General features: G+C 69.1%; 19 protein-coding genes, 2 tRNA genes and 1 other annotated feature. Of the genes, 10 read left to right on the top strand and 11 right to left on the bottom strand.

The window, feature by feature from the left end; translation table 11 throughout:
* Positions 1–8: 8 nt before the first annotated feature.
* Positions 9–959, bottom strand: coding sequence for a cation diffusion facilitator family transporter (locus V7702_RS01390; RefSeq protein WP_335648350.1), 951 nt, complete (start codon positions 957–959; stop codon positions 9–11).
* A 70-nt stretch (positions 960–1,029) separates the two neighbouring features.
* Entirely contained in the window at positions 1,030–2,136 is a 1,107-nt protein-coding gene (locus V7702_RS01385) for a citrate synthase/methylcitrate synthase (protein ID WP_335648349.1), read from the bottom strand.
* Positions 2,137–2,223: 87 nt separating this feature from the next.
* Here V7702_RS01385 and V7702_RS01380 point away from each other — a divergent pair, with 87 nt between their 5' ends.
* Positions 2,224–3,402 (top strand): citrate synthase, encoded by a 1,179-nt coding sequence (locus V7702_RS01380; protein WP_335648348.1) that lies wholly within the window; start codon positions 2,224–2,226, stop codon positions 3,400–3,402.
* On the opposite strand, the gene V7702_RS01375 is transcribed toward V7702_RS01380, so the two are convergent.
* The gene (locus tag V7702_RS01375; RefSeq protein WP_335648347.1) at positions 3,351–4,334 is read right to left on the bottom strand and encodes a complex I NDUFA9 subunit family protein; all 984 of its coding nucleotides are present in this window, start codon (positions 4,332–4,334) and stop codon (positions 3,351–3,353) included. The genes V7702_RS01380 and V7702_RS01375 overlap by 52 nt on opposite strands.
* A gap of 150 nt (positions 4,335–4,484) precedes the next feature.
* Between V7702_RS01375 and V7702_RS01370 the strand changes: the two genes are divergently transcribed.
* The 5 genes from V7702_RS01370 (at position 4,485) to lptB (ending at position 7,303) form a co-directional block, all read left to right on the top strand.
* Positions 4,485–4,571: transfer RNA gene (locus V7702_RS01370), tRNA-Leu, on the top strand.
* Between the two features lie 99 nt (positions 4,572–4,670).
* Positions 4,671–5,288: a ribonuclease D gene (locus V7702_RS01365; RefSeq protein WP_335648346.1), complete on the top strand. Its 618-nt coding sequence runs from the start codon at positions 4,671–4,673 to the stop codon at positions 5,286–5,288.
* A gap of 7 nt (positions 5,289–5,295) precedes the next feature.
* On the top strand, positions 5,296–5,925 hold the full coding sequence (lptC, locus tag V7702_RS01360) for an LPS export ABC transporter periplasmic protein LptC (protein WP_335648345.1): 630 nt from the start codon (positions 5,296–5,298) through the stop codon (positions 5,923–5,925).
* A gap of 22 nt (positions 5,926–5,947) precedes the next feature.
* Entirely contained in the window at positions 5,948–6,526 is a 579-nt protein-coding gene (locus tag V7702_RS01355; protein WP_335648344.1) for an LptA/OstA family protein, read from the top strand.
* 24 nt (positions 6,527–6,550) lie between these two features.
* Complete coding sequence (gene lptB, locus V7702_RS01350; RefSeq protein ID WP_335648380.1) at positions 6,551–7,303, top strand: LPS export ABC transporter ATP-binding protein; 753 nt, start codon at positions 6,551–6,553, stop codon at positions 7,301–7,303.
* Between the two features lie 420 nt (positions 7,304–7,723).
* Here lptB and V7702_RS01345 read toward each other — a convergent pair whose 3' ends face one another.
* On the bottom strand, positions 7,724–9,007 hold the full coding sequence (locus V7702_RS01345) for an O-acetylhomoserine aminocarboxypropyltransferase (protein WP_335648343.1): 1,284 nt from the start codon (positions 9,005–9,007) through the stop codon (positions 7,724–7,726).
* A 169-nt stretch (positions 9,008–9,176) separates the two neighbouring features.
* Between V7702_RS01345 and rpoN the strand changes: the two genes are divergently transcribed.
* Positions 9,177–10,679, top strand: a complete 1,503-nt coding sequence (rpoN, locus tag V7702_RS01340) for an RNA polymerase factor sigma-54 (protein WP_335648342.1) — start codon at positions 9,177–9,179, stop codon at positions 10,677–10,679.
* Here rpoN and V7702_RS01335 read toward each other — a convergent pair.
* Positions 10,676–11,758, bottom strand: a complete 1,083-nt coding sequence (locus V7702_RS01335) for an aspartate-semialdehyde dehydrogenase (protein WP_335648341.1) — start codon at positions 11,756–11,758, stop codon at positions 10,676–10,678. The two genes, rpoN and V7702_RS01335, sit on opposite strands and share 4 nt — an antisense overlap.
* 266 nt (positions 11,759–12,024) lie before the next feature.
* Here V7702_RS01335 and V7702_RS01330 point away from each other — a divergent pair, with 266 nt between their 5' ends.
* The 3 genes from V7702_RS01330 to V7702_RS01320 all read left to right on the top strand — a co-directional run bounded on the left by V7702_RS01330 (position 12,025) and on the right by V7702_RS01320 (position 13,872).
* Positions 12,025–12,648 carry an exopolysaccharide biosynthesis protein gene (locus V7702_RS01330; RefSeq protein ID WP_335648340.1) on the top strand — a complete coding sequence of 208 codons (624 nt, stop codon included), beginning with the start codon at positions 12,025–12,027 and terminating at the stop codon, positions 12,646–12,648.
* A 41-nt stretch (positions 12,649–12,689) separates the two neighbouring features.
* Positions 12,690–13,328 carry a ribosome hibernation-promoting factor, HPF/YfiA family gene (hpf, locus tag V7702_RS01325; RefSeq protein ID WP_335648379.1) on the top strand — a complete coding sequence of 213 codons (639 nt, stop codon included), beginning with the start codon at positions 12,690–12,692 and terminating at the stop codon, positions 13,326–13,328.
* Positions 13,329–13,407: 79 nt separating this feature from the next.
* Positions 13,408–13,872 carry a PTS sugar transporter subunit IIA gene (locus V7702_RS01320; RefSeq protein ID WP_335648339.1) on the top strand — a complete coding sequence of 155 codons (465 nt, stop codon included), beginning with the start codon at positions 13,408–13,410 and terminating at the stop codon, positions 13,870–13,872.
* A gap of 32 nt (positions 13,873–13,904) precedes the next feature.
* Here the strand turns inward: V7702_RS01320 and V7702_RS01315 are convergent, their stop codons facing one another.
* From V7702_RS01315 to V7702_RS01290, 6 genes are all read right to left on the bottom strand, one after another.
* A complete protein-coding gene (locus tag V7702_RS01315) occupies positions 13,905–14,159 on the bottom strand; it encodes a DUF1150 family protein (protein WP_335648338.1) in 255 nt (84 codons plus the stop codon).
* A 121-nt stretch (positions 14,160–14,280) separates the two neighbouring features.
* Complete coding sequence (locus V7702_RS01310) at positions 14,281–14,700, bottom strand: Hsp20 family protein (protein ID WP_335648337.1); 420 nt, start codon at positions 14,698–14,700, stop codon at positions 14,281–14,283.
* A gap of 146 nt (positions 14,701–14,846) precedes the next feature.
* A complete protein-coding gene (locus tag V7702_RS01305) occupies positions 14,847–15,701 on the bottom strand; it encodes a universal stress protein (RefSeq protein WP_335648336.1) in 855 nt (284 codons plus the stop codon).
* Positions 15,702–15,777: 76 nt separating this feature from the next.
* Positions 15,778–17,262, bottom strand: a complete 1,485-nt coding sequence (locus V7702_RS01300) for a SulP family inorganic anion transporter (protein ID WP_442958380.1) — start codon at positions 17,260–17,262, stop codon at positions 15,778–15,780.
* Between the two features lie 58 nt (positions 17,263–17,320).
* Positions 17,321–17,375 (bottom strand) — a sequence feature (sul1 is cis-regulatory element that is thought to sense ions involved in sulfur or methionine metabolism; They are found in Alphaproteobacteria).
* Positions 17,376–17,476: 101 nt separating this feature from the next.
* A tRNA-Ala gene (locus tag V7702_RS01295) sits at positions 17,477–17,552 on the bottom strand.
* 104 nt (positions 17,553–17,656) lie between these two features.
* Positions 17,657–18,133, bottom strand: coding sequence for a TIGR02300 family protein (locus V7702_RS01290; protein ID WP_335648335.1), 477 nt, complete (start codon positions 18,131–18,133; stop codon positions 17,657–17,659).
* Positions 18,134–18,176 lie beyond the last annotated feature (43 nt).

Genomic DNA, 18,176 nt, shown 5'->3' with positions numbered 1-18,176 from the left:
CTGCGGCGTCAGGTCGCGGGGGGTTCAGCGAAGGCGCCGCCGTGGGGCTCGGCCCGGCCGCGGGGGTCGGCGTGAATCAGGATGTCCGCTGCGGGGAAGTGCTTCAGCAGCCGGTGCTCGGCCTCGACAATCACCTGGTGGGCGGCGTCCAGGGTGAGGTCGGGGTCCAGGTCGGCGTGCATCTGGATGTGCACATAGGGGCCGGACGCCCGCGTGCGCAGCTGGTGGATGTCGGTCAGCCGGGCGTCCTGGGTCATCAGCCGCACGATGAGCGCCCGCTGATCCTCGGGCAGCTCGTGATCCATCAGCTGGTGGGCGGCCTCACGGAAGACGCCGATGGCGGCCCAGACCAGGATGGCCGCGACGACCAGACCGGCCGCGCCATCCAGGCTGGTGAATCCCAGCAAGGCCGCGCCAGCCACGCCGAGCAGGGCGGCGAGGTTGGAGGCCAGGTCTGAGAAGTAGTGCGCCCGATCTCCGGAGACGGCCACCGACTGGGTCTGGCGCAGCACCCGCGTCTGGGCGGCCACCAGCAGCCCGGTGAGCAAGATGGAGCCGGCCATGACGGCCATGGCCCAGCCGCCGTGGGCGATGGGCTGAGGATCGAGGAGGCTGGCGATGGCCTCGCGGCCCACCAGGGCGGCCGAGGCGAAGACCAGGCCCGCCTGCATCAGGCTGGCGAAGGCCTCGGCCTTGCCATGACCGAACCGGTGCTCGGCGTCCGGCGGGGCTACGGCGTAGCGCACCGCGAAGAAGGTGATCAGCGAGGCGATCAGGTCGAGACCAGAATCGGCCAGGGAGGCCAGAACCGCCACCGACCCGCTGGCCAGCCAGGCGGCGGTCTTCAGGCCGACCAGGGTCAGGGCGACCGCCACGGACAGCAGGGTGATCCTGCGGGTCAGGGCGGCCGTCTGGGCCGGCGTCAGGGCTGTGGCGGGAGGCGGGTCGGCGGCGGTCATGATCCCCCGACCCTAAACCTTCGCCGTGCGGCGCCCCAGGAGGATTTTCCGCCTTGGGCGGCCTTGGGCGTCAGGCGGCCTTCCGCGGCTCTGGCCCCACATACACCGACTGGGGCCGCACCAGCCGCCCGCCGGCCAGCTGTTCACGGGCATGGGCCAGCCAACCGGCCACCCGTCCCATGGCGAAGACGCAGGTGAAGGCCGAGGGCGGGAAGTCCAGGGCCTCGAGCAGCAGGGCCGTATAGAACTCCACATTGGTGTCCAGGGGGCGATCGGGCTTGTGGGTCTTGAGGATGTCGAGGGCGGCGGCCTCGACGGCTTCCGCAAAGGCCACGCGGCCAGCCCCGCCGCCGCCGCTCGCCGCCAGGGCGCGCACGGGACCTTTCAGCGCATCGGCGCGGGGGTCACGCACCCGGTAGATCCGGTGGCCAAAGCCCATCAGCCGCTCGCCGCGGGCCAGGGCCGCCTCGATCCAGGCCCGGGCGTTTTCCGGTTGGCCGATGCCGTCCAGCATTTCGATGACCGGACCTGGCGCGCCGCCGTGCAGCGGGCCTTTCAGGGCGCTGATCCCGGCCAGGACCGCCGAGGTCAGCCCGGCCCGGGTCGAGGCCACCACCCGGGCGGCGAAGGTCGAGGCGTTCAGGCCATGGTCGGAGACGGTGACCAGATAGGCGTCGAGGCCCGCGACCTGGACGGGGGTCGGGGCGGCGCCGGTCAGCATCCGCAGGATGTCGGCGGCGTGGGGCAGGGCGGGATCGGGCGCGATCGGGGCCTGGCCGGCCTGGGCGCGGACCACGGCCGGGGTGAAGACCGCAGGCGCTGCGATCAGGCGCAGGGCGGTGGTCAGATCATCGCCATCGGCCAGCCGGGCCATCAGGGCGCGAACCGCTTCCACGGGCTCGCGGGCCAGGAGACCGGCGTCAAGATGGGCGACCTCGGCGAACACCTCGACCCGGGCGCCGCCGAGCGCAGCGCCGAGATCCGTCGGCAGATCTTCGAAGAAGCCCGCAAAGAGCAGGGCGATCAGGTCTTCAAAGGTCGCGTGGCCGGCGAGGCCGTCCAGGGAACGGCCGCGGATGATCAGACGGCCGGCCTGGCCATCGACTTCGGACAGCACGGTGCGGGCGGCGACGACGCCTTCAAGGCCTTCAGGGGGCGCAGAAGCATGGGCGTTCATGGGGAGGCTCCAGTTTCGACTTGCGCCCCCGAATGTCCGCCGCCAAGCTTCGTCGTCAATCTTGATCAATATAATCAATGTAAGCCCATGACGGATTGGATCGGCGCCGAAGAGGCCTGCGCCCGGCTGAAGGTGCGAAGCCAGACCCTCTATGCCTATGCGAGCCGGGGGCGGGTGGGCGCACGCCCTGATCCCGCCGATCCCCGGCGCAGCCTCTACCGAGCGGCTGACGTGGCGGGCCTGGCGGAGCGCAAATCCCGGGGCCGCAAGGCCGCCGCCGTGGCGGCCGGGGCCATCGCCTGGGGGGAGCCGGTGCTGGACTCCGCCATCACGACGGTGGTCGAGGGCCGGCTCTATTATCGGGGGCGGGAGGCCGTCGTCCTGGCGGAGACCCAGACGCTGGAGTCCGTCGCCCGCCTGCTGCGCGGCGGGGATGGCGCGGCCCTGAAGCGGAGCGCCCGGGGGACGCCGCCTGGGGGCGAGGACATGCGCGCCCGGGCCTTCCTGGCGCTCGCCGAGCGGGCCGGCCTCGATCCGCCGGCCCTGGGCCGCCATCCCCTGGCTCTGGCGGTGGAGGCCGCCACCCTGCTGGACGTGCTCACCGACGCGGTGGCCGGCGCCGCCAGCAGCGGGGCGATCCATGAGCGGCTGGGAACCGCCTGGGGCTGCGCCCGGGGCGACGGCGGCGCCGAGCTGATCCGTCGGGCCCTGGTGCTGCTGGCCGACCACGAGCTGAACGCCTCGACCTTCGCCGCCCGGGTGGCGGCGTCCACCGGCGCGTCCCTGGCCGCCTCGGCCCTTGCGGGACTTTCGGCCCTGTCAGGCCCAAGACACGGGGGAGCAAGTGCGGCGATGCGGGGGCTGCTGGCCGAGGCCGCCGCCCTCGGGCCGGCGGGCGCCATTTCTGCGCGACTGGCGCAGGACCGCAGCCTGCCGGGCTTTGGCCATGCCCTCTATCCGGACGGCGATCCCCGCGCCCGGGCGCTGTTGGCGCGCTTCGAGCCGCCGGCCGATCTGGCGGCCCTGCGGCGAGCGGTCGAGGGGGCTACCGGCCAGGCGCCCAATGTGGATTTCGCCCTGGTGGCCCTGGCCGAGGTCCTGAACCTGCCGAAGGACGCGCCCTTCGCCCTGTTCGCCGTGGCCCGCTGCGCCGGCTGGATCGCCCACGCTATCGAGCAGGTGCAGACCGGCGGCCTGATCCGGCCTCGGGCGCGCTATGCCGGGGTGGCGCCGATCGCCGGGGCTTCCGGCGGCTCGGCGAACTGACCGCCCTTGCGATAGCGATAGAGATAGGTCCCGAGCACCGATTCCACCGCCGTGGGACGCACCCCCAGGGCCTCGAGCCCCGGCAGGGCGGGATCGGCGACATTGTCGACCCGCAGCTGCTCGACCTGATCGACGGTCAGTGGCGGGGCGATGGGAGTCATGGCCAGCAGGCCGGCGGCCTTGCCGATCATCCGGGCGACCGGGAAGGGCAGGGGAACCAGGAAGCGGCGGCGCTGAGTCTGGCTCAGCACCATCTCCAGGATCTGGCGGAAGGTCAAGACCGCCGGGCCGCCCAGCTCATAGGTCTTGCCGGCCGCATCGGGGTCGGCCACGGCGGCGGCGACAGCGCGGGCCACATCGCCGACGAAGACCGGCTGGAAGCGGGTCTTGCCGCCGCCGATCAGGGGCAGGGCCGGCGACAGGACGGCCATGGCCGCGAAGCGGTTGAAGAAGTCGTCCTCGGGACCAAAGACGATCGAGGGCCGCAGGATCACCGCATCGGGCAGGATCTCGCGCACGGCGGCCTCGCCCTCGGCCTTGGTGCGGGCGTATTTCGACGCGCCGTCGGGGTCAGCGCCGATGGCCGAGATCTGCACCATGCGCCGCACGCCGGCGTCGCGGGCGGCCTGGGCCACATTGCGCGCGCCCATGGTGTGCAGGCTCATGAACTTCTGGCGGCCGCTCTCGTAGAGTACGCCCACCAGATTGACGCAGACCTGGGCGCCGTCCAGCGCCCGGACGACCGAGGCGGTGTTGCGGATATTGGCCTGGACCACCTGGATCTGGCCCACATCGCCCAGTAGTAGCAGGTCATGGGCCCGCGCCGGCTGGCGCACGGCGACCCGCACTCGATATCCGGCCCGGGCCAGAGCCCGCACCACCTGACTACCGACAAAGCCCGAACCGCCGAAGACGGTGACGAGATCCTGCATGGCCCGGCCCGTTGTTTTCCAATGTTCCTGAGCGCCCGGATAGACGATGCCGCCCCTTGCCGCAATGCGACTTGCGCGATGTGTGAAAAGGTCCGTTGACGCCCGTCTGGCTTTTCCTTAGTAGTCCCGCCTCCCGATCCGACGGACCGGGCCCAGGTGGCGGAATTGGTAGACGCGCTGGCTTCAGGTGCCAGTGGCTTAACGGCCGTGGAGGTTCGAGTCCTCTCCTGGGCACCACCCCTCTCTTAAGGTCCATCCGGGGGTGGTCGCCCTTCTTTCCCCCGCAGGACGCCCGAAGCCGCGGTGAAGTCCGCGCCATATGCGGAGCAAGCGGTCTTGGCCAACTTCCTTCATAAGGGCGATCTGCCCGCCGGTCTGTTCCAGGGCGTCGACGCCGTGGCGGTGGATTCCGAAACCATGGGCCTGCGCCTGGGGCGCGACCCGCTCTGCGTGGTGCAGATCTCGGCCGGCGACGGCGACGCCCATCTGGTGCAGCTCGACCGGGCCACCTATGACGCGCCCAATCTGAAGGCCCTGCTGACCAATCCGGCGATCACCAAGATTTTTCACTTCGGGCGGTTCGACATCGCCATGTTCCATCTCCATCTGGGGGTGATGACCGCGCCCGTCTACTGCACCAAGATCGCCTCCAAGCTGGCCCGGACCTATACCGACCGGCATGGGCTGAAGGACGTGACCCGCGAGATGGTCGGCGTCGACCTCTCGAAGGCCCAGCAGAGTTCGGACTGGGGCCAGGCCAATCTTTCCGACGACCAGGTGGCCTACGCCGCCTCCGACGTCCTGCACCTGCATGCGGTGCGCGCCCGCCTGGACGCCATGCTGGCCCGGGAGGGCCGCGACGCCCTGGCGCGGGCCTGTTTCGAATTCCTGCCGCATCGGGCCGTCCTCGACGTGGCCGGGTGGGAGGACTCCGACATCTTCGCCCATAGTTGAGGCGCAGGTGAGCGCCCTGGCATATGAGGCCCGCGGGCCGGCGTCGGCCCTGGCCATGGCCAGATGGCGGCGCCGTTCGCGGCTGATCCGCCAGCTTCGGGTGCTGCTGCCGCTGCTGATCGCCGCCATCGTGCTCAGCCTGGTGGGCATGGTGATCTATCGCAGCGTTGTGGGCCAGGCGGCCAGGCCGGTGGAGGCCGAGGCGCCGATCCGCCTTGTGAACCCCCGCTTCCTGGGGCGCGACATCCAGGGGCGCTCCTTCGTGATCACCGCGGCCAGCGCCGTGCGTGACGAAAATGATTATCAGCGGGTGGTGCTGGACCGGCCGGCCATGGTGGTGGACGGCGAGGGCTTGAGCCCCATGCGGCTCTCGGCCCGTTCAGGCGTCTTTCATGAGGGCGATGGGATTCTGCGGCTTCAGGGTGATGTCACTCTGAACGATCAGGCGGCGGCCTTCGACACGCCGAGCGCGGTGTTCAACACCGCCACCGGGGTGCTGGAAGGCGAGGGATTGATCACCGGCGCCGGTCCGCTTGGCGAAATCCGTGCTAGGTCCTATGGCGTGTACGACAAGGGCGAGCGCATGGTCTTCAAAGGCGGCGTAACCGGCCGGATCACCCCGAACTCGCCGCGATGATGCGAATATGAGGCGTCTGAAGATGAATTTTCCTCACGCACCCGGCGCCCGGACCCGCTTTCCGGCGATCCTGGCCGCGGGCCTGATCCTGGGTCTGACTGCGGCGCCGGCCCAGGCGCAGCTGGCCAGCGGCTCCAACGCCCCCGTCGACATCACCGCCGACGAACTGGAAGTGATCAATGCCGATTGTCTGGCCATCTGGCGCGGGTCGGCCGAGGCCCTGCAGGACGGCTCGCGGCTGCGTGCCGACGTCCTGCGCATCCGCTATGCGCCGGGGCGCACAGGCGCGACCTCCGGCGACGCCAGCTGCGGCGATCTCCAGGGCATGGAGGCGCAAGGCTCGGTCTTCTACGTCACCCCGCAGCAGCGGGTGCGATCCAATGCGGCGGTCTATGACGCGGCCGCAGACACCATCACCATGACCGGCGACGTGGTCGCCGCCCAGGGGCAGAACGTGTTGCGCGGCGAGCGCCTGGTGATCCAGGTGGCCACCGGCCAGGCCCGGATGGAGACCAGCGCCCGGGGCGCCGGCTCGAAGGGCCGGGTGCGTGGCGTCTTCTACCCCAATGCATCGCAGGGCCAGCCTGCCGCCAAGCGCTAGGAGACCTAAGTGCTGGACAAGACGATGGCGACGGAAGCCCCTGCGGCGGCGCTGGGCGAAGGCCTAGTGGTCGACAATATCGGCAAGTCCTATCGCGGCCGGCCCGTGGTGAAGGGGGTCTCCCTGCGCCTGGCCCGCGGCGAGGTGGCGGGCCTGCTGGGTCCCAACGGGGCGGGCAAGACCACCTGCTTCTACATGATCACCGGGCTGATCGCCGCCGACTATGGCGCCATCTATCTGGACGGTGAGAACATCACCGGCCAGCCCATGTACCAGCGCGCCCGGATGGGCCTCGGCTATCTGCCGCAGGAGACCTCGATCTTCCGCGGCATGACGGTGGCCCAGAACGTCATGGCCGTGGTCGAGCTGCGCGAGCGCGACGGGGCCAAGGCCCGCGCCACGGTCAACCAGCTGCTCGAAGAGCTGCATATCGAGCATCTGCGCGACGCCCCGGCCATCTCGCTGTCCGGCGGCGAACGGCGGCGGGTCGAGATCGCCCGGGCGCTCGCCAGCGAGCCGTCCTTCATGCTGCTGGACGAACCCTTCGCCGGGATCGACCCGCTGGCCATCGCCGACATCCGCGAGGTCATCACCTATCTGAAGACCCGGGGCATCGGCATCCTGATCACCGACCACAATGTCCGTGAGACCCTGGACATCATCGACCGGGCCGCGATCATCCACGCTGGCGAGCTGCTGTTCGAGGGCTCGCCGTCGGAGATCATCGACAACCCCGAGGTCCGCCGCGTCTATCTGGGCGACCGCTTCGGGGGCTGACGGCGGTCAGGTCTTGCGTCCTTCCGGGCAGGGCGGGAGTTCGGTCAACCACGAAGCAAACAAAGGGCACGAAGGCGCAGCGCCTTCCTTGGTGGTCTTCGTGTGCTTCGTGGCTCGTCTTTCGGACGCCTGCGGCGCGCAAGGCGGCCACCTCTGCGCGCGCCCCTCCAACACCGTCATCCTGGGCCTTGTGCCCAGGATCCCTCGTGACGCTTGCGCCTGCCCTCTACAGGGACCCTCGGGACGAGCCCGAGGGTGACGAGAATGAGAGAGCCTGCGTCCTTCGAGGCTCGCCTTGCTCACACCTCAGGATGAGGGGGCGCAGGGCAGCTCATTCCGTCCTCATCCTGAGGCGCCCTGCGCCAGCAGGGCCTCGAAGGAGGAGGGCGGCCGCACCGCAGCCGACCGCCCCTTCCCCAATCAAAGCCCGGCCAGGGCCTGGTCCAGGTCGGCGATGATGTCGTCCACATGTTCCAGCCCCACCGAGAGCCGCACCACGTCGGCGCCGGCGCCGGCGGCCAGCTGGTCGGCCTCTTCCAGCTGGCGGTGGGTGGTCGAGGCCGGGTGGATGATCAGGCTGCGGGTGTCGCCGATATTGGCCAGGTGGGAGAACAGCTTCACCGCCCCCACCAGCTTCACGCCTGCAGCGTAACCGTCCTTGAGGCCGAAGGTGAAGACCGCGCCGGCTCCCTTCGGCGCATATCGCCGGGCTCGCTCATGGCTCGGATCGCCAGGGAGACCCGCATAGGAGACCCAGGCGACCTTCGAGTGGCCCTGCAGCCATTCGGCGACCCTCTGGGCGTTGGCGCAGTGGCGTTCCATCCGCAGGGCCAGGGTCTCGATGCCGGTCAGGATCATGAAGGCGTTGAAGGGCGAGATGGCGGGGCCTAAGTCGCGCAGGCCAAGCGCCCGGCAGGCGACCCCGAAGGCGGCCGGTCCGAAGGCCTCGGTGAAGACCTTGCCGTGATAGCTGGGATTGGGGGCGCTCAGGTTGGGCCAGCGGCCGCCGGTCCAGTCGAACTTGCCGCCGTCGATGATGGCCCCGCCGATGGAATTGCCGTGGCCGCCCAGGAACTTGGTCAGGGAATGGACGATGATGTCCGCGCCGTGGTCCAGAGGCCGGCAGAGATAGGGGGTGGCCAGCGTATTATCGACCACCAGGGGCACGCCGGCGGCATGGGCGACCTCGGCGATGCCGGCGATGTCCATCACCACCCCGCCGGGATTGGCGATCGACTCGATGAAGACCGCCCGGGTCTTGTCGTCGATGGCGCGGGCGAAGGCCTCGGGCTCCAGCTCCTCGACGAAGGTGACCCCCCAGCCCATGCGCTTGAAGCTCTGGCTGAGCTGGGTGATCGAGCCGCCATAGAGCTTGCGCGAGGCCACGATGTTGCAGCCGGGCTCCATCAGGGTGTGGAAGACCAGGAGCTGGGCGGCGTGGCCGCTGGCCACGGCCAGGCCGGCCACCCCGCCCTCCAGGGTCGCCAGCCGCGCCTCCAGCACGCCGGCGGTGGGATTACCCAGGCGCGAATAGATGTTGCCGGCCGCTTCGAGGTTGAACAGGGCCGCGGCGTGATCGGCGTCGTCGAAGACGTAGGAGGTGGTCTGGTAGATCGGGGTGACCCGGGCCTTGGTCACCGGATCGGGCGTGGCCCCGGCGTGAATGACCAGGGTTTCGGGGCGCAGGGCCGCATTGTCCGACATTGGCGTCTTCCCTTGTGAAGCGTTCTCGTTGGCCCTGCGCCTAGCACGAGGGCGCGCCGGCGCCCAAGCCAAGGACGCTTCGCCGCAGCTCATCTTCGGGCGGTTAACCAATCGGTGGGGGATGGCGGCCTAGCCTCTCCAGCAAGAAGCAGGCCAGGAGGGCTGAAACTTGGCGCTCAGCGCGCGACTCGAAGTCCGTCAGGGGCAGGGGCTGGTCATCACCCCTCAGCTGCAGCAGGCCATCAAGCTGCTGCAGTTGTCGAACCTTGAGCTGGAGGCCTATGTCGAGGGCGAGCTCGAGCGTAATCCCCTGCTGGCCCGGGACGAGGGCGAGCCCGAGCCCGCGCCGGAGGCGCCTGACGATGCCGGGGAGGCCCGCGCCGAGGCGGCCCTGGACGAGGTCGCCGCCGGATCGGCCCAGAGCGACCTGGACGCCAGCCACGACGAGGTCTCCCCCGGAGAACGCGCTACCGGCGACGGCGCCGAGGCCGCAGACGCCGGCGGGGCCATCGACTGGTCCAAGGCCGGCAAGGGCGGCAGCTTCGAAGGTGATGGCGACGGCCTCGATGGCCTGGCCGCCCACGAAAAGACCCTGGCCGAACATCTGCAGGACCAGGCCGCCCTGCTGGGCTTCAACCCGGCGCAGGCCGCTGTCGCCGCCGTGCTGATCGATGGTGTGGACGAGGGCGGCTATCTGCGCCTGGACCTCGCCGAGACCGCCGAACGCCTGGGTTGCGCCCTGGGCCTGGCGGAAAGCGTGCTGGGCCAGCTTCAAGGCCTGGAGCCCACCGGGGTGTTCGCCCGCGACGTAGCCGAGTGCCTGAGGCTGCAGCTGATCGAGCGTGATCGCTGCGATCCGGCCATGTCGGCCCTGCTGGACAATCTCGATCTTCTGACTCGCCGGGACATGGCGGGGCTGAAGCGCGCCTGCGAGGTGGACGACGAGGACCTGCGCGACATGCTGGCCGAGCTTCGGGCCCTGACGCCCCGGCCCGGCGCGGCCTTTGGCGGCGAGCCCAGCCAGCCTGTGGCGCCTGACGTCTTCGTTCGCGAAGGCCCCGGCGGCCTGTGGCTGGTGGAGCTGAACAGCGAGACCCTGCCCCGCCTGCTGGTGGACCAGCGCTATCACGCCCGGGTGTCCGGCGGCGCGCGGTCGGACCAGGAAAAGACCTTCGTCGCCGATTGTCTGGCGAACGCCAACTGGCTGGTCCGCAGCCTCGACCAGCGGGCCAAGACCATCCTCAAGGTCTCCAGCGAGATCGTCCGCCAGCAGGACGGCTTCCTCGCCTATGGGGTCGAGCACCTGCGGCCGCTGAACCTGAAGACCGTGGCCGAGGCCATCGGCATGCACGAATCCACGGTCAGCCGGGTGACTTCCAACAAGTACATCGCCACGCCCCGGGGCCTGTTCGAACTGAAGTTCTTCTTCACCTCCTCGATCGCCTCATCGTCCGGCGGCGAGGCCCATTCGGCCGAGAGCGTGCGCCACAAGATTCGCCAGTTGATCGACGCCGAAGCGCAAGGCGCCGGCGTCCATTCCGACGATCAGATCGTCGAAATCCTGAAGACCGGCGGCGTCGACATCGCCCGCCGCACCGTGGCCAAGTACCGGGAAGCCATGCGGATTCCCTCCTCGGTGGAGCGCCGGCGGGCGATGAAGGAAGCCGTCTAGACCTCGCCTGCGCTCACCAGGGTCTCGGCGATCTGCACGGCGTTCAGCGCCGCGCCCTTCAGCAACTGGTCGCCGGCGATGAACAGGGACAGGCTGCGGCCCGAGGGGTCCGACAGGTCGGTGCGGATCCGGCCCACCAGCACGTCGTCGGCGCCGGAGGCCTCGCCCGGCATGGGGAAGTGGTTGGCCTCGCGGTCGTCCACCACCCGCACGCCGGGCGCCTCGGCCAGCCAGGCGCGGGCCTCCTCCACGCTCACCGGCTCGGCGAACCGCACGGTCAGTGCCATGGCGTGGGCGCGGAGCACCGGCACCCGGATGCAGGTGAAGCTGGCCGGCAGGTCCGGGGCGGCGAGCAGCTTACGCAGCTCGGCCATCACCTTGAGCTCCTCGCCATTATAGCCGGTCTCGGGATCGATCTCGGCGTCATGGCTGAACAGGTTGAAGGCGTAGGGATGGGCCAGGACCTGGGGCGGGTAGGCCTCGCCGGCCAGGGCCGCGGCGGTGGAGTCCCGCAGCTCGGCCATGGCGGCCGCCCCGGCGCCGGAGGCCGCCTGATAGGTGGAGCCCACCAGCCGCACGATCAGCCGCCTTGCGTGCAGGGGCGCCAGGACCACCGCGGCGATGGCCGCCACGCAGTTGGGGTTGGCCACCAGCCGTCCCGGCGTCTCCCCCAGCCGCCAGGCGTTGACCTCGGGCACCACCAGGGGGGTAGCCGCGTCCATGCGGAAGGCCGAGGAATTATCCACCACCCAGGCCCCGGCGGCGACGGCGACCGGACCATAGCGCCGCGACAGGCTGGCCCCGGCCGAGAAGAAGGCAACATCGACGCCCTCGAAGCTCGCCTCGCCCAGGGCCTGGACCGTCACCGGTGCGCCCTGGAACGTCAGGGTGCGGCCCGCCGAGCGCGGTGAGGCCAGCAGGCGAAGCTCGCCCACCGGGAAGTCCCGCCGCTCCAGGCAGGCGATCAGCTCGGCGCCCACGGCTCCGGTGGCGCCGACAATGGCCACCGTCAGCGGGCGAGGCGCGCGGGCCTTCGACGCCGCAGGGTGGTCGAGGGTCGGGGACAGGGATTGCGGCATGGGAGCCTCCGGTGTCTGGCCGGAAGGGGGTGGCGTTCCGTGTCGCGACCCCATCCTTCCGGCGGGGTCAAGCAGGGATCGTCAGTCGGCTGCGTCCAGCCACGACCAGACCCCTGCGCCCGCAAGCGCAGTGGTTTTAATAATCATGGTCATGGTGGCCAGATGCCGCATGGATCGCCCGATAGGCCCTGACGTGCGCCTTGTAAAGTGGGAGCTGCGCCGCGGCTGGATTGCCCGCGGGCGTCCCAAGCCTCATAGCAAACGCCATGAGCCTGAGCGCGACTGTCCCCGAACGTCGGATGAGCCTCTCGGAGATTCTCACCGATCTCTGCGACGAGACCCATGCGGCCGAGACCCTGGGCGAGACCCTGCAGCGCTTTGGCCGCCGCTCGTTTGGCGTGCTGCTGTTCATCTTCGCCGCCCCCAACATGCTGCCCCTGCCGCCGGGCTCGTCCACCTTTCTCGGCGCGCCCCTGGTGCTGTTCACGCCGCAGCTGGCCGCCGGCGTAAGGACGCCCTGGCTCCCGGCCCGACTGAAACGCCAGGCGCTCGATATGGGGCGGCTTCGGGCGGCGTTCGCGCGGCTGATCCCCAGGGTCGCCCAGGTGGAGCGGGTGTCCACGGCCCGCCTGACCTTTCTCTTTGGCCCGGTGGGCGACCGGGTGATCGGCGCGGTCTGCACCCTGCTGGCCCTGGTGCTGATGCTGCCCCTGCCGCTCGGCAACCTGCTGCCGGCCACGGCGATCAGTCTGTTTGGTCTGGCCCTGGTGCAGCGTGACGGAATTCTGGCCCTGGCCGGCTATGTCATGGCGGCGGTCAGCTTATCGGTTCTCGCCCTGGCTGCCGGGGTTATCCACAGGCTTCTGGCGGCGGCGCTCTCTGCGTTCTGATGGACTTGACACCTTCGGGCTGCAGGCGCGTTGATGTGCGTATGCAAGTCCATGTCACCGGCAAGCACGTCGATGTCGGAGAGGCCCTGCGTTTGCGGGTCACCGACGAACTCACCAACAGCATTGGCAAATATATCGACCGCGAAGGCGGCGGCGCCGATGTTGTCGTCAGTCGCGAGGGCTACACCTTCAAGGTGGACTGCGCCCTGACCCTGGCCTCGGGGCAGCAGCTCCAGAGTCATGGCGCCGGAACCGATGCGCACACCGCGTTCGATTCCGCCCTGCAGAAGATCGAGACCCGGGTCCGGCGCTATAAGCGCCGGCTGAAGGATCATCATCAGCAGGCCCTGGCCAAGCAGGCCGAGACCGCCTCCTATTTCGTGCTCCGCACCCCTGAGGGCGAGGACGAATCCGATTGGGAGGATGGCCAGGATGGCGGCGCCTCGGACAGCGCCCCGGCCAGCATGGTCATCGCCGAGACCGAAAAGCCCATCCGCACAATGACCGTCTCCATGGCGGTCATGGACCTGGACTTGACGGGAACTCAAACAATCGTGTTTAGGAACGCCGCTCACGGCGGATTGTCCGTGGTATATCGCCGGCCCGACGGGAATATCGGCTGGATTGACCCCGAACGCACAAAGTCCGTGAACGGGAACGGAGCAGACGGCGCAGCCTGAGGCGGCGCCGCCCTCTCTGGTTTCCTGAAAGATCGGTCTTAAGGTTCGGATCCGTAAGAACAGGCCTTCCGAACCAAGCATGCAGATCGGCGACATCCTTGACCGCAGCGCCATAGCGCTGCGGGTCGGCGCGACCGACAAGCGGCAGATCCTGGCTCACATGGCCGAGCTGGCCGGACGCAACTTCAGCCTCGATGCTGGCGTGGTCCTCGACGCCCTGGCCGAGCGCGAGCAGGCCGGGTCTACGGGCATCGGCTATGGCGTTGCCGTGCCCCATGCTCGGATCGAGGGGCTGGATCGCATTCGCGGCGTCTTCCTCCGCCTGGATCATCCGGTCGCCTTCGACTCGGTGGACGACCAGCCCGCCGACCTGATCTTCGCCCTCCTGGCCCCGCCGGACGCGGGCACCGAGCATCTGAGGGCCCTGGCCCGGGTGTCACGGATGATGCGGAGCCTCGATCTGCGCGAGCATCTGCGCCAGGCGCGTACGCCGGACGCCCTCTATGCCCTCTTGGTGCAGGAGGCCGCCCCTTCGGCGGCGTAGTCGCCCCGGCCTGTGCAGCCGGGGCCTAGCTTTTAGTGGACCGAGACGGGCGCAAGTTCGTGGGCCAGGGCGGCGGCCATGGCTGCGTTGCGGTCGGTCAACACAGCCAGACGCTCGCCATCGGCCCGGTGAACCGCATAGAAGGTCCGCTCGGGATCGAGCTGCAACGGCATGGCGTCGCTCTCGGACACGGTGGCGAGAATTTCAGCCGCCTTGACGGGCCGGACATAGACCAGGTCCGGGGCGCCCAGGGCGGCGAAGTCTTCAGTCGTTAAAATCGGCGTCATGATGACCACCTCCAGATACATACAACGCGCCTGGGTCCTCGCCGGTTCAGCCGAGGACCGGACGCAAGGCTTCGCCGCCGCTTGGGGCCGGCGAAAGGATGAAGACGGAGCTTGAGCCGGCTCAGCCCGTCGTCCGGATGGGGATTCGCTTGATCGCGGTCTCGGGCTCGGGCCGCGCCAGGTCGATATGCAGCAGGCCGTGCTCCAGGCTCGCCCCATCGACCACGACGCGGTCGGCCAGGACGAAGCTGCGCAGGAAGCCGCGGCCTGCAATGCCTCGATGCAGATAGGCGTCGTCGTCCTTGTGCGCCTCGTCCCGGCGGCCGGCGACCACCAATTGGCGGTCCTCGACGCTGACATGCAGCTGGTCGGGGCTGAACCCGGCCACCGCCAGGGTGATGCGCAGCCGCCCCTCGCCGAGATCCTCGACATTGTAGGGCGGATAGGCTTCGGCGGCCGCCTTGGCGGCGCGCTCGATCAGGGCCCGGGTGTGCTCGAAGCCAAGCAGGTAGGGGCTATCGAATAGAATCGTCCGGCTCATCTGTCCTTCGAGTCCTCAAGTAGCAAGCGACTCCCCGAAAGCCTCGCCCAGGGTTGGCGCGAGTCTTCCGGTTGATGATTATCTGGCGATCCAAGGGCTCCGTTTCAATATCTGGCCGGATTCAGCCGGCGTAGGCGGCGCCGGAGCTAGCGGAACAGCAGCGCCGGGACCTTGCCGGTGCGGATCATGGCGGTGGTGGTGCTGCCCACGATCAGGTCGCGAATGCGCGAATGGCCATAGGCGCCCATCACCAGCAGGTCTCCCTGGCCCTGGCGAAGCTCGCCCTTAAGCGCGGCCTCCACATCCCCTTCCAGGGCCTTGACCGAAGCGGCCGGGCGCCCGGCCAGTAGACCTTGCGCGGCCTGGACACGGGCGTCCCGCTGGGCGCCGGGCTCGCCGACGATGGCGACCACAACCTCAATGCCCGTGAAGACCGGGCTCTGCAGCACATGGTCCAGGGCCTTGGTCGCGCTGGCGCCGCCGTCATAGGCCACGACCACCCGGGTGATCGGCATGAAGACTCGCGGCGCCACCAGGATGGGTCGAATGCTTGCGCGCACCACCCGCTCGACCTTGGCGCCCAGGTGGCCCTCGGCGAAGTTCTGGCTCTCGCCGCGCTTGCCGATGATCACCAGGTCGGCGTCTCTTTCGAGCTCGATCAGGGTGTCGGCCACTTCACCGTGGCGGTGAACGAGGTTCACCTCGGCGACGCCGGCGGCCTTCAGCCGGGCGCTGGCGCCTTCCAGCATGGCGCGACCATGGGCCTGGGCGGCCTGGGCCCGGGCCTCGTCGGCCTTCGTCAACTGTTCCAGCAGGGCCTCGCTGGCCCCAAGGCCGACGCTGCCCGACAGGTCGAGGCCAGGGCCAGAGCCCCGCTCGGCCCGGTCGAGCACATGCAGGACGTCCACGGCGGCGCCGGCGCGCAGGGCGAACCAGGCGGCGTGGTCGCAGAGGCTGGGACCATAGGTCGAGGCGTCGATGGCGCAGAGAATCTTCTTCACGGTCGTTCCCTCCTCAAGCGCGTTCCGTAAAAGTGGGCTCCGGTTTTACGGTAGAAACGCGCGCAAACCTCAGAATCTAGTGCGCGCCGAGCCCGGCCTCGGCGCCGTCCTTGTCGTGGACGCCAAAGCGATCGACCAGGGTCGCGCTGGCGGCGTTGAGGCCGACGATATCGACGCTCGTGCCTTCGCGGCGGAATTTCAGCACCGCCCGATCCAGGGCGCCGACGGCGGAGATGTCCCAGAAGTGGGCCTGGGACACGTCGATGATCACATGCTCGATCACCTCCTTGAAGTCGAAGGCGGCCGAGAAGGTCTCGGACGAGGCGAAGAAGACCTGACCCTCGATATTGTAACGCCGGGTGCGCCCGTCCTCCGACAGCAGGCTTTCCACCGTCAGGAGGCGGGCCACCTTGCGGGCGAAGAAGATGCCGCTCAGCAGCACGCCCACCAGCACGCCGCGGGCCAGGTCGTGGGTGGCGACCACCACGACCACCGTGGCGACCATCACCACCGACGAGGACCAGGGGTGGCTGCGCAGATTGCGGATCGAGCCCCAGTTGAAGGTGCCGATGGAGACCATGATCATCACCGCCACCAGGGCGGCCATGGGGATCTGGGCCACCCAGGGACCGAGGACGACGATCAGGAACAGCAGGAACGACCCCGCCACCAGGGCCGAAAGCCGGCCTCGACCGCCCGATTTCACATTGATCACCGACTGGCCGATCATGGCGCAGCCGCCCATGCCGCCGAGAAAGCCGGTGGCGAAGTTGGCGATCCCCTGGCCGCGACACTCGCGGTTCTTGTCCGAACCGGTGTCGGTCAGGTCATCGATGATGGTGGCGGTCAGCAGGCTCTCCAGCAGGCCGACCACGGCCATGGTCGCCGCATAGGGGAGTATGATCTGCAGGGTCTCGAGCGTCAGCGGGACCTGCGGCAGATGGAGGAAGGGAACCCCGGTGGGCAGCTCCCCCAGATCGCCGACCCGGCGGACGTCGAGGCCCAGATAGATGGCCAGGGCCGAGAGCAGCACGATGGCCACCAGCGGCGAGGGGACGGTCCGCGTCAGGCGGGGGAAGAGGTAGATGATCCCGAGTCCGGCGGCCACCATGGCGTAGGTCTGCCAGCCCATGCCGATCAGCTCGGGAAGTTGGGCCATGAAGATCAGGATGGCGAGCGCGTTGACGAAGCCGGTGATCACCGAGCGCGACACATAGCGCATCAGCCCGCCCAGCCTGGCGAGACCAGCGCCGACCTGGAAAACGCCCATCAGCACGGTGGCGGCGAACAGGTACTCCACCCCGTGGTCGCGCACGAGGTCGCCCACCAGCAGGGCGATGGCCGCCGTCGCCGCCGAGATCATGCCGGGCCGCCCGCCGGTGAAGGCGATGATCACCGCGATGGAGAAGGAGGCGTAGAGGCCGACCCGCGGGTCGACTCCGGCGATCACCGAAAAGCCGATGGCCTCCGGGATCAAGGCGAGCGCCACCACGATGCCGGCCAGGACGTCGCCGCGCACATTGGACAGCCAATCGCGCCGCAGATTAGCGAGCAGGTTCATAGGTTGGGATCAGTCGTTTCGCGGGCCCGGGGCGGAGATGCGCCTCAGACGAGCCGTCAGTTGTCCGGGGGATAGGCGCCCGGCCGAGCCACCCGGTCAAAGCCAGGTCCGTCGATAGGGACGGCTATGCCTTGGCTGGGCGGCGAACACAAGCCTGCGACCGATGCCGCACCCCCAAAAGGCGAAGGCCCGCAGCGTTAACTGCGGGCCTCCATGGTGGAGCTAAGCGGAGTCGAACCGCTGACCTCTTGAATGCCATTCAAGCGCTCTACCAGCTGAGCTATAGCCCCAGGTCCTGGGCTCTTCGGGCGGGCTGGCCGTCCGAAGAGGCGCGGAACCTAGTCAAAGGTCTGACTGCGATCAAGCACCATTTTCAGGGCTTTTCGTCGCGACCTCAATCTTCGTCCGGTTCGGGGATTCCATCGATGTCGGAGTCGTCGAAATCTTCTTCCTCTTCCTCGAGGAAGGGCACGGCTTCGTCCTCGTCGTCGTCGTCGAGGTCGTCGTCATCGAGATCGGCCAGATCGGGATCGGGCGTCTTCTTCTTGGCGACCCGTTCGACCGGCTCGGCGTCCTCGTCCTCGTCATCCTCGACGACGGTGTCTTCGATATCCTCGTCGATCTCGGGGGCGTCGGCCTCTTCGTCCTCGTCCTCGTCGTCGTCGGCGCTACGGGCCTTGACCTTGTCTTCGACCTCGGCCTCCGGCTCAGGCGCCGGGGCGCGGCCGCGAACCCGACGGCTCTTGACCGCCTCGTCCGGGTCGAATTCGGTCTGACACTTCGGGCACACGGCCGGGCGCTTGGTCAGATCGTAGAACTTGGCCTGGCAGTTTGGGCAAACCTGCTTGGCGCCCAACTCTGGATTTGCCACGTGGGCGATCCCCTACAGAGTGCGGTTTGTCGGAAGCCGGCTC

Origin of the sequence: Phenylobacterium sp. (assembly GCF_036963605.1) — a bacterium.
Taxonomy (GTDB): Bacteria; Pseudomonadota; Alphaproteobacteria; order Caulobacterales; family Caulobacteraceae; genus Phenylobacterium.
The sequence above is the reverse complement of the archived record's forward strand: the minus strand, read 5'-3'. Positions and strand labels throughout refer to the sequence as shown.

Excerpts from the sequence above, each read along its gene's own strand:
- V7702_RS01390 (WP_335648350.1), bottom strand. The coding sequence starts at position 959 with ATGACCGCCGCCGACCCGCCTCCCGCCACAGCCCTGACGCCGGCCCAG.
- V7702_RS01385 (WP_335648349.1), bottom strand. The coding sequence starts at position 2,136 with ATGAACGCCCATGCTTCTGCGCCCCCTGAAGGCCTTGAAGGCGTCGTC.
- V7702_RS01380 (WP_335648348.1), top strand. The coding sequence starts at position 2,224 with ATGACGGATTGGATCGGCGCCGAAGAGGCCTGCGCCCGGCTGAAGGTG.
- V7702_RS01375 (WP_335648347.1), bottom strand. The coding sequence starts at position 4,334 with ATGCAGGATCTCGTCACCGTCTTCGGCGGTTCGGGCTTTGTCGGTAGT.
- V7702_RS01355 (WP_335648344.1), top strand. The coding sequence starts at position 5,948 with ATGAATTTTCCTCACGCACCCGGCGCCCGGACCCGCTTTCCGGCGATC.
- lptB (WP_335648380.1), top strand. The coding sequence starts at position 6,551 with ATGGCGACGGAAGCCCCTGCGGCGGCGCTGGGCGAAGGCCTAGTGGTC.
- V7702_RS01345 (WP_335648343.1), bottom strand. The coding sequence starts at position 9,007 with ATGTCGGACAATGCGGCCCTGCGCCCCGAAACCCTGGTCATTCACGCC.
- V7702_RS01335 (WP_335648341.1), bottom strand. The coding sequence starts at position 11,758 with ATGCCGCAATCCCTGTCCCCGACCCTCGACCACCCTGCGGCGTCGAAG.
- V7702_RS01330 (WP_335648340.1), top strand. The coding sequence starts at position 12,025 with ATGAGCCTGAGCGCGACTGTCCCCGAACGTCGGATGAGCCTCTCGGAG.
- hpf (WP_335648379.1), top strand. The coding sequence starts at position 12,690 with ATGCAAGTCCATGTCACCGGCAAGCACGTCGATGTCGGAGAGGCCCTG.
- V7702_RS01320 (WP_335648339.1), top strand. The coding sequence starts at position 13,408 with ATGCAGATCGGCGACATCCTTGACCGCAGCGCCATAGCGCTGCGGGTC.
- V7702_RS01315 (WP_335648338.1), bottom strand. The coding sequence starts at position 14,159 with ATGACGCCGATTTTAACGACTGAAGACTTCGCCGCCCTGGGCGCCCCG.
- V7702_RS01310 (WP_335648337.1), bottom strand. The coding sequence starts at position 14,700 with ATGAGCCGGACGATTCTATTCGATAGCCCCTACCTGCTTGGCTTCGAG.
- V7702_RS01300 (WP_442958380.1), bottom strand. The coding sequence starts at position 17,262 with ATGAACCTGCTCGCTAATCTGCGGCGCGATTGGCTGTCCAATGTGCGC.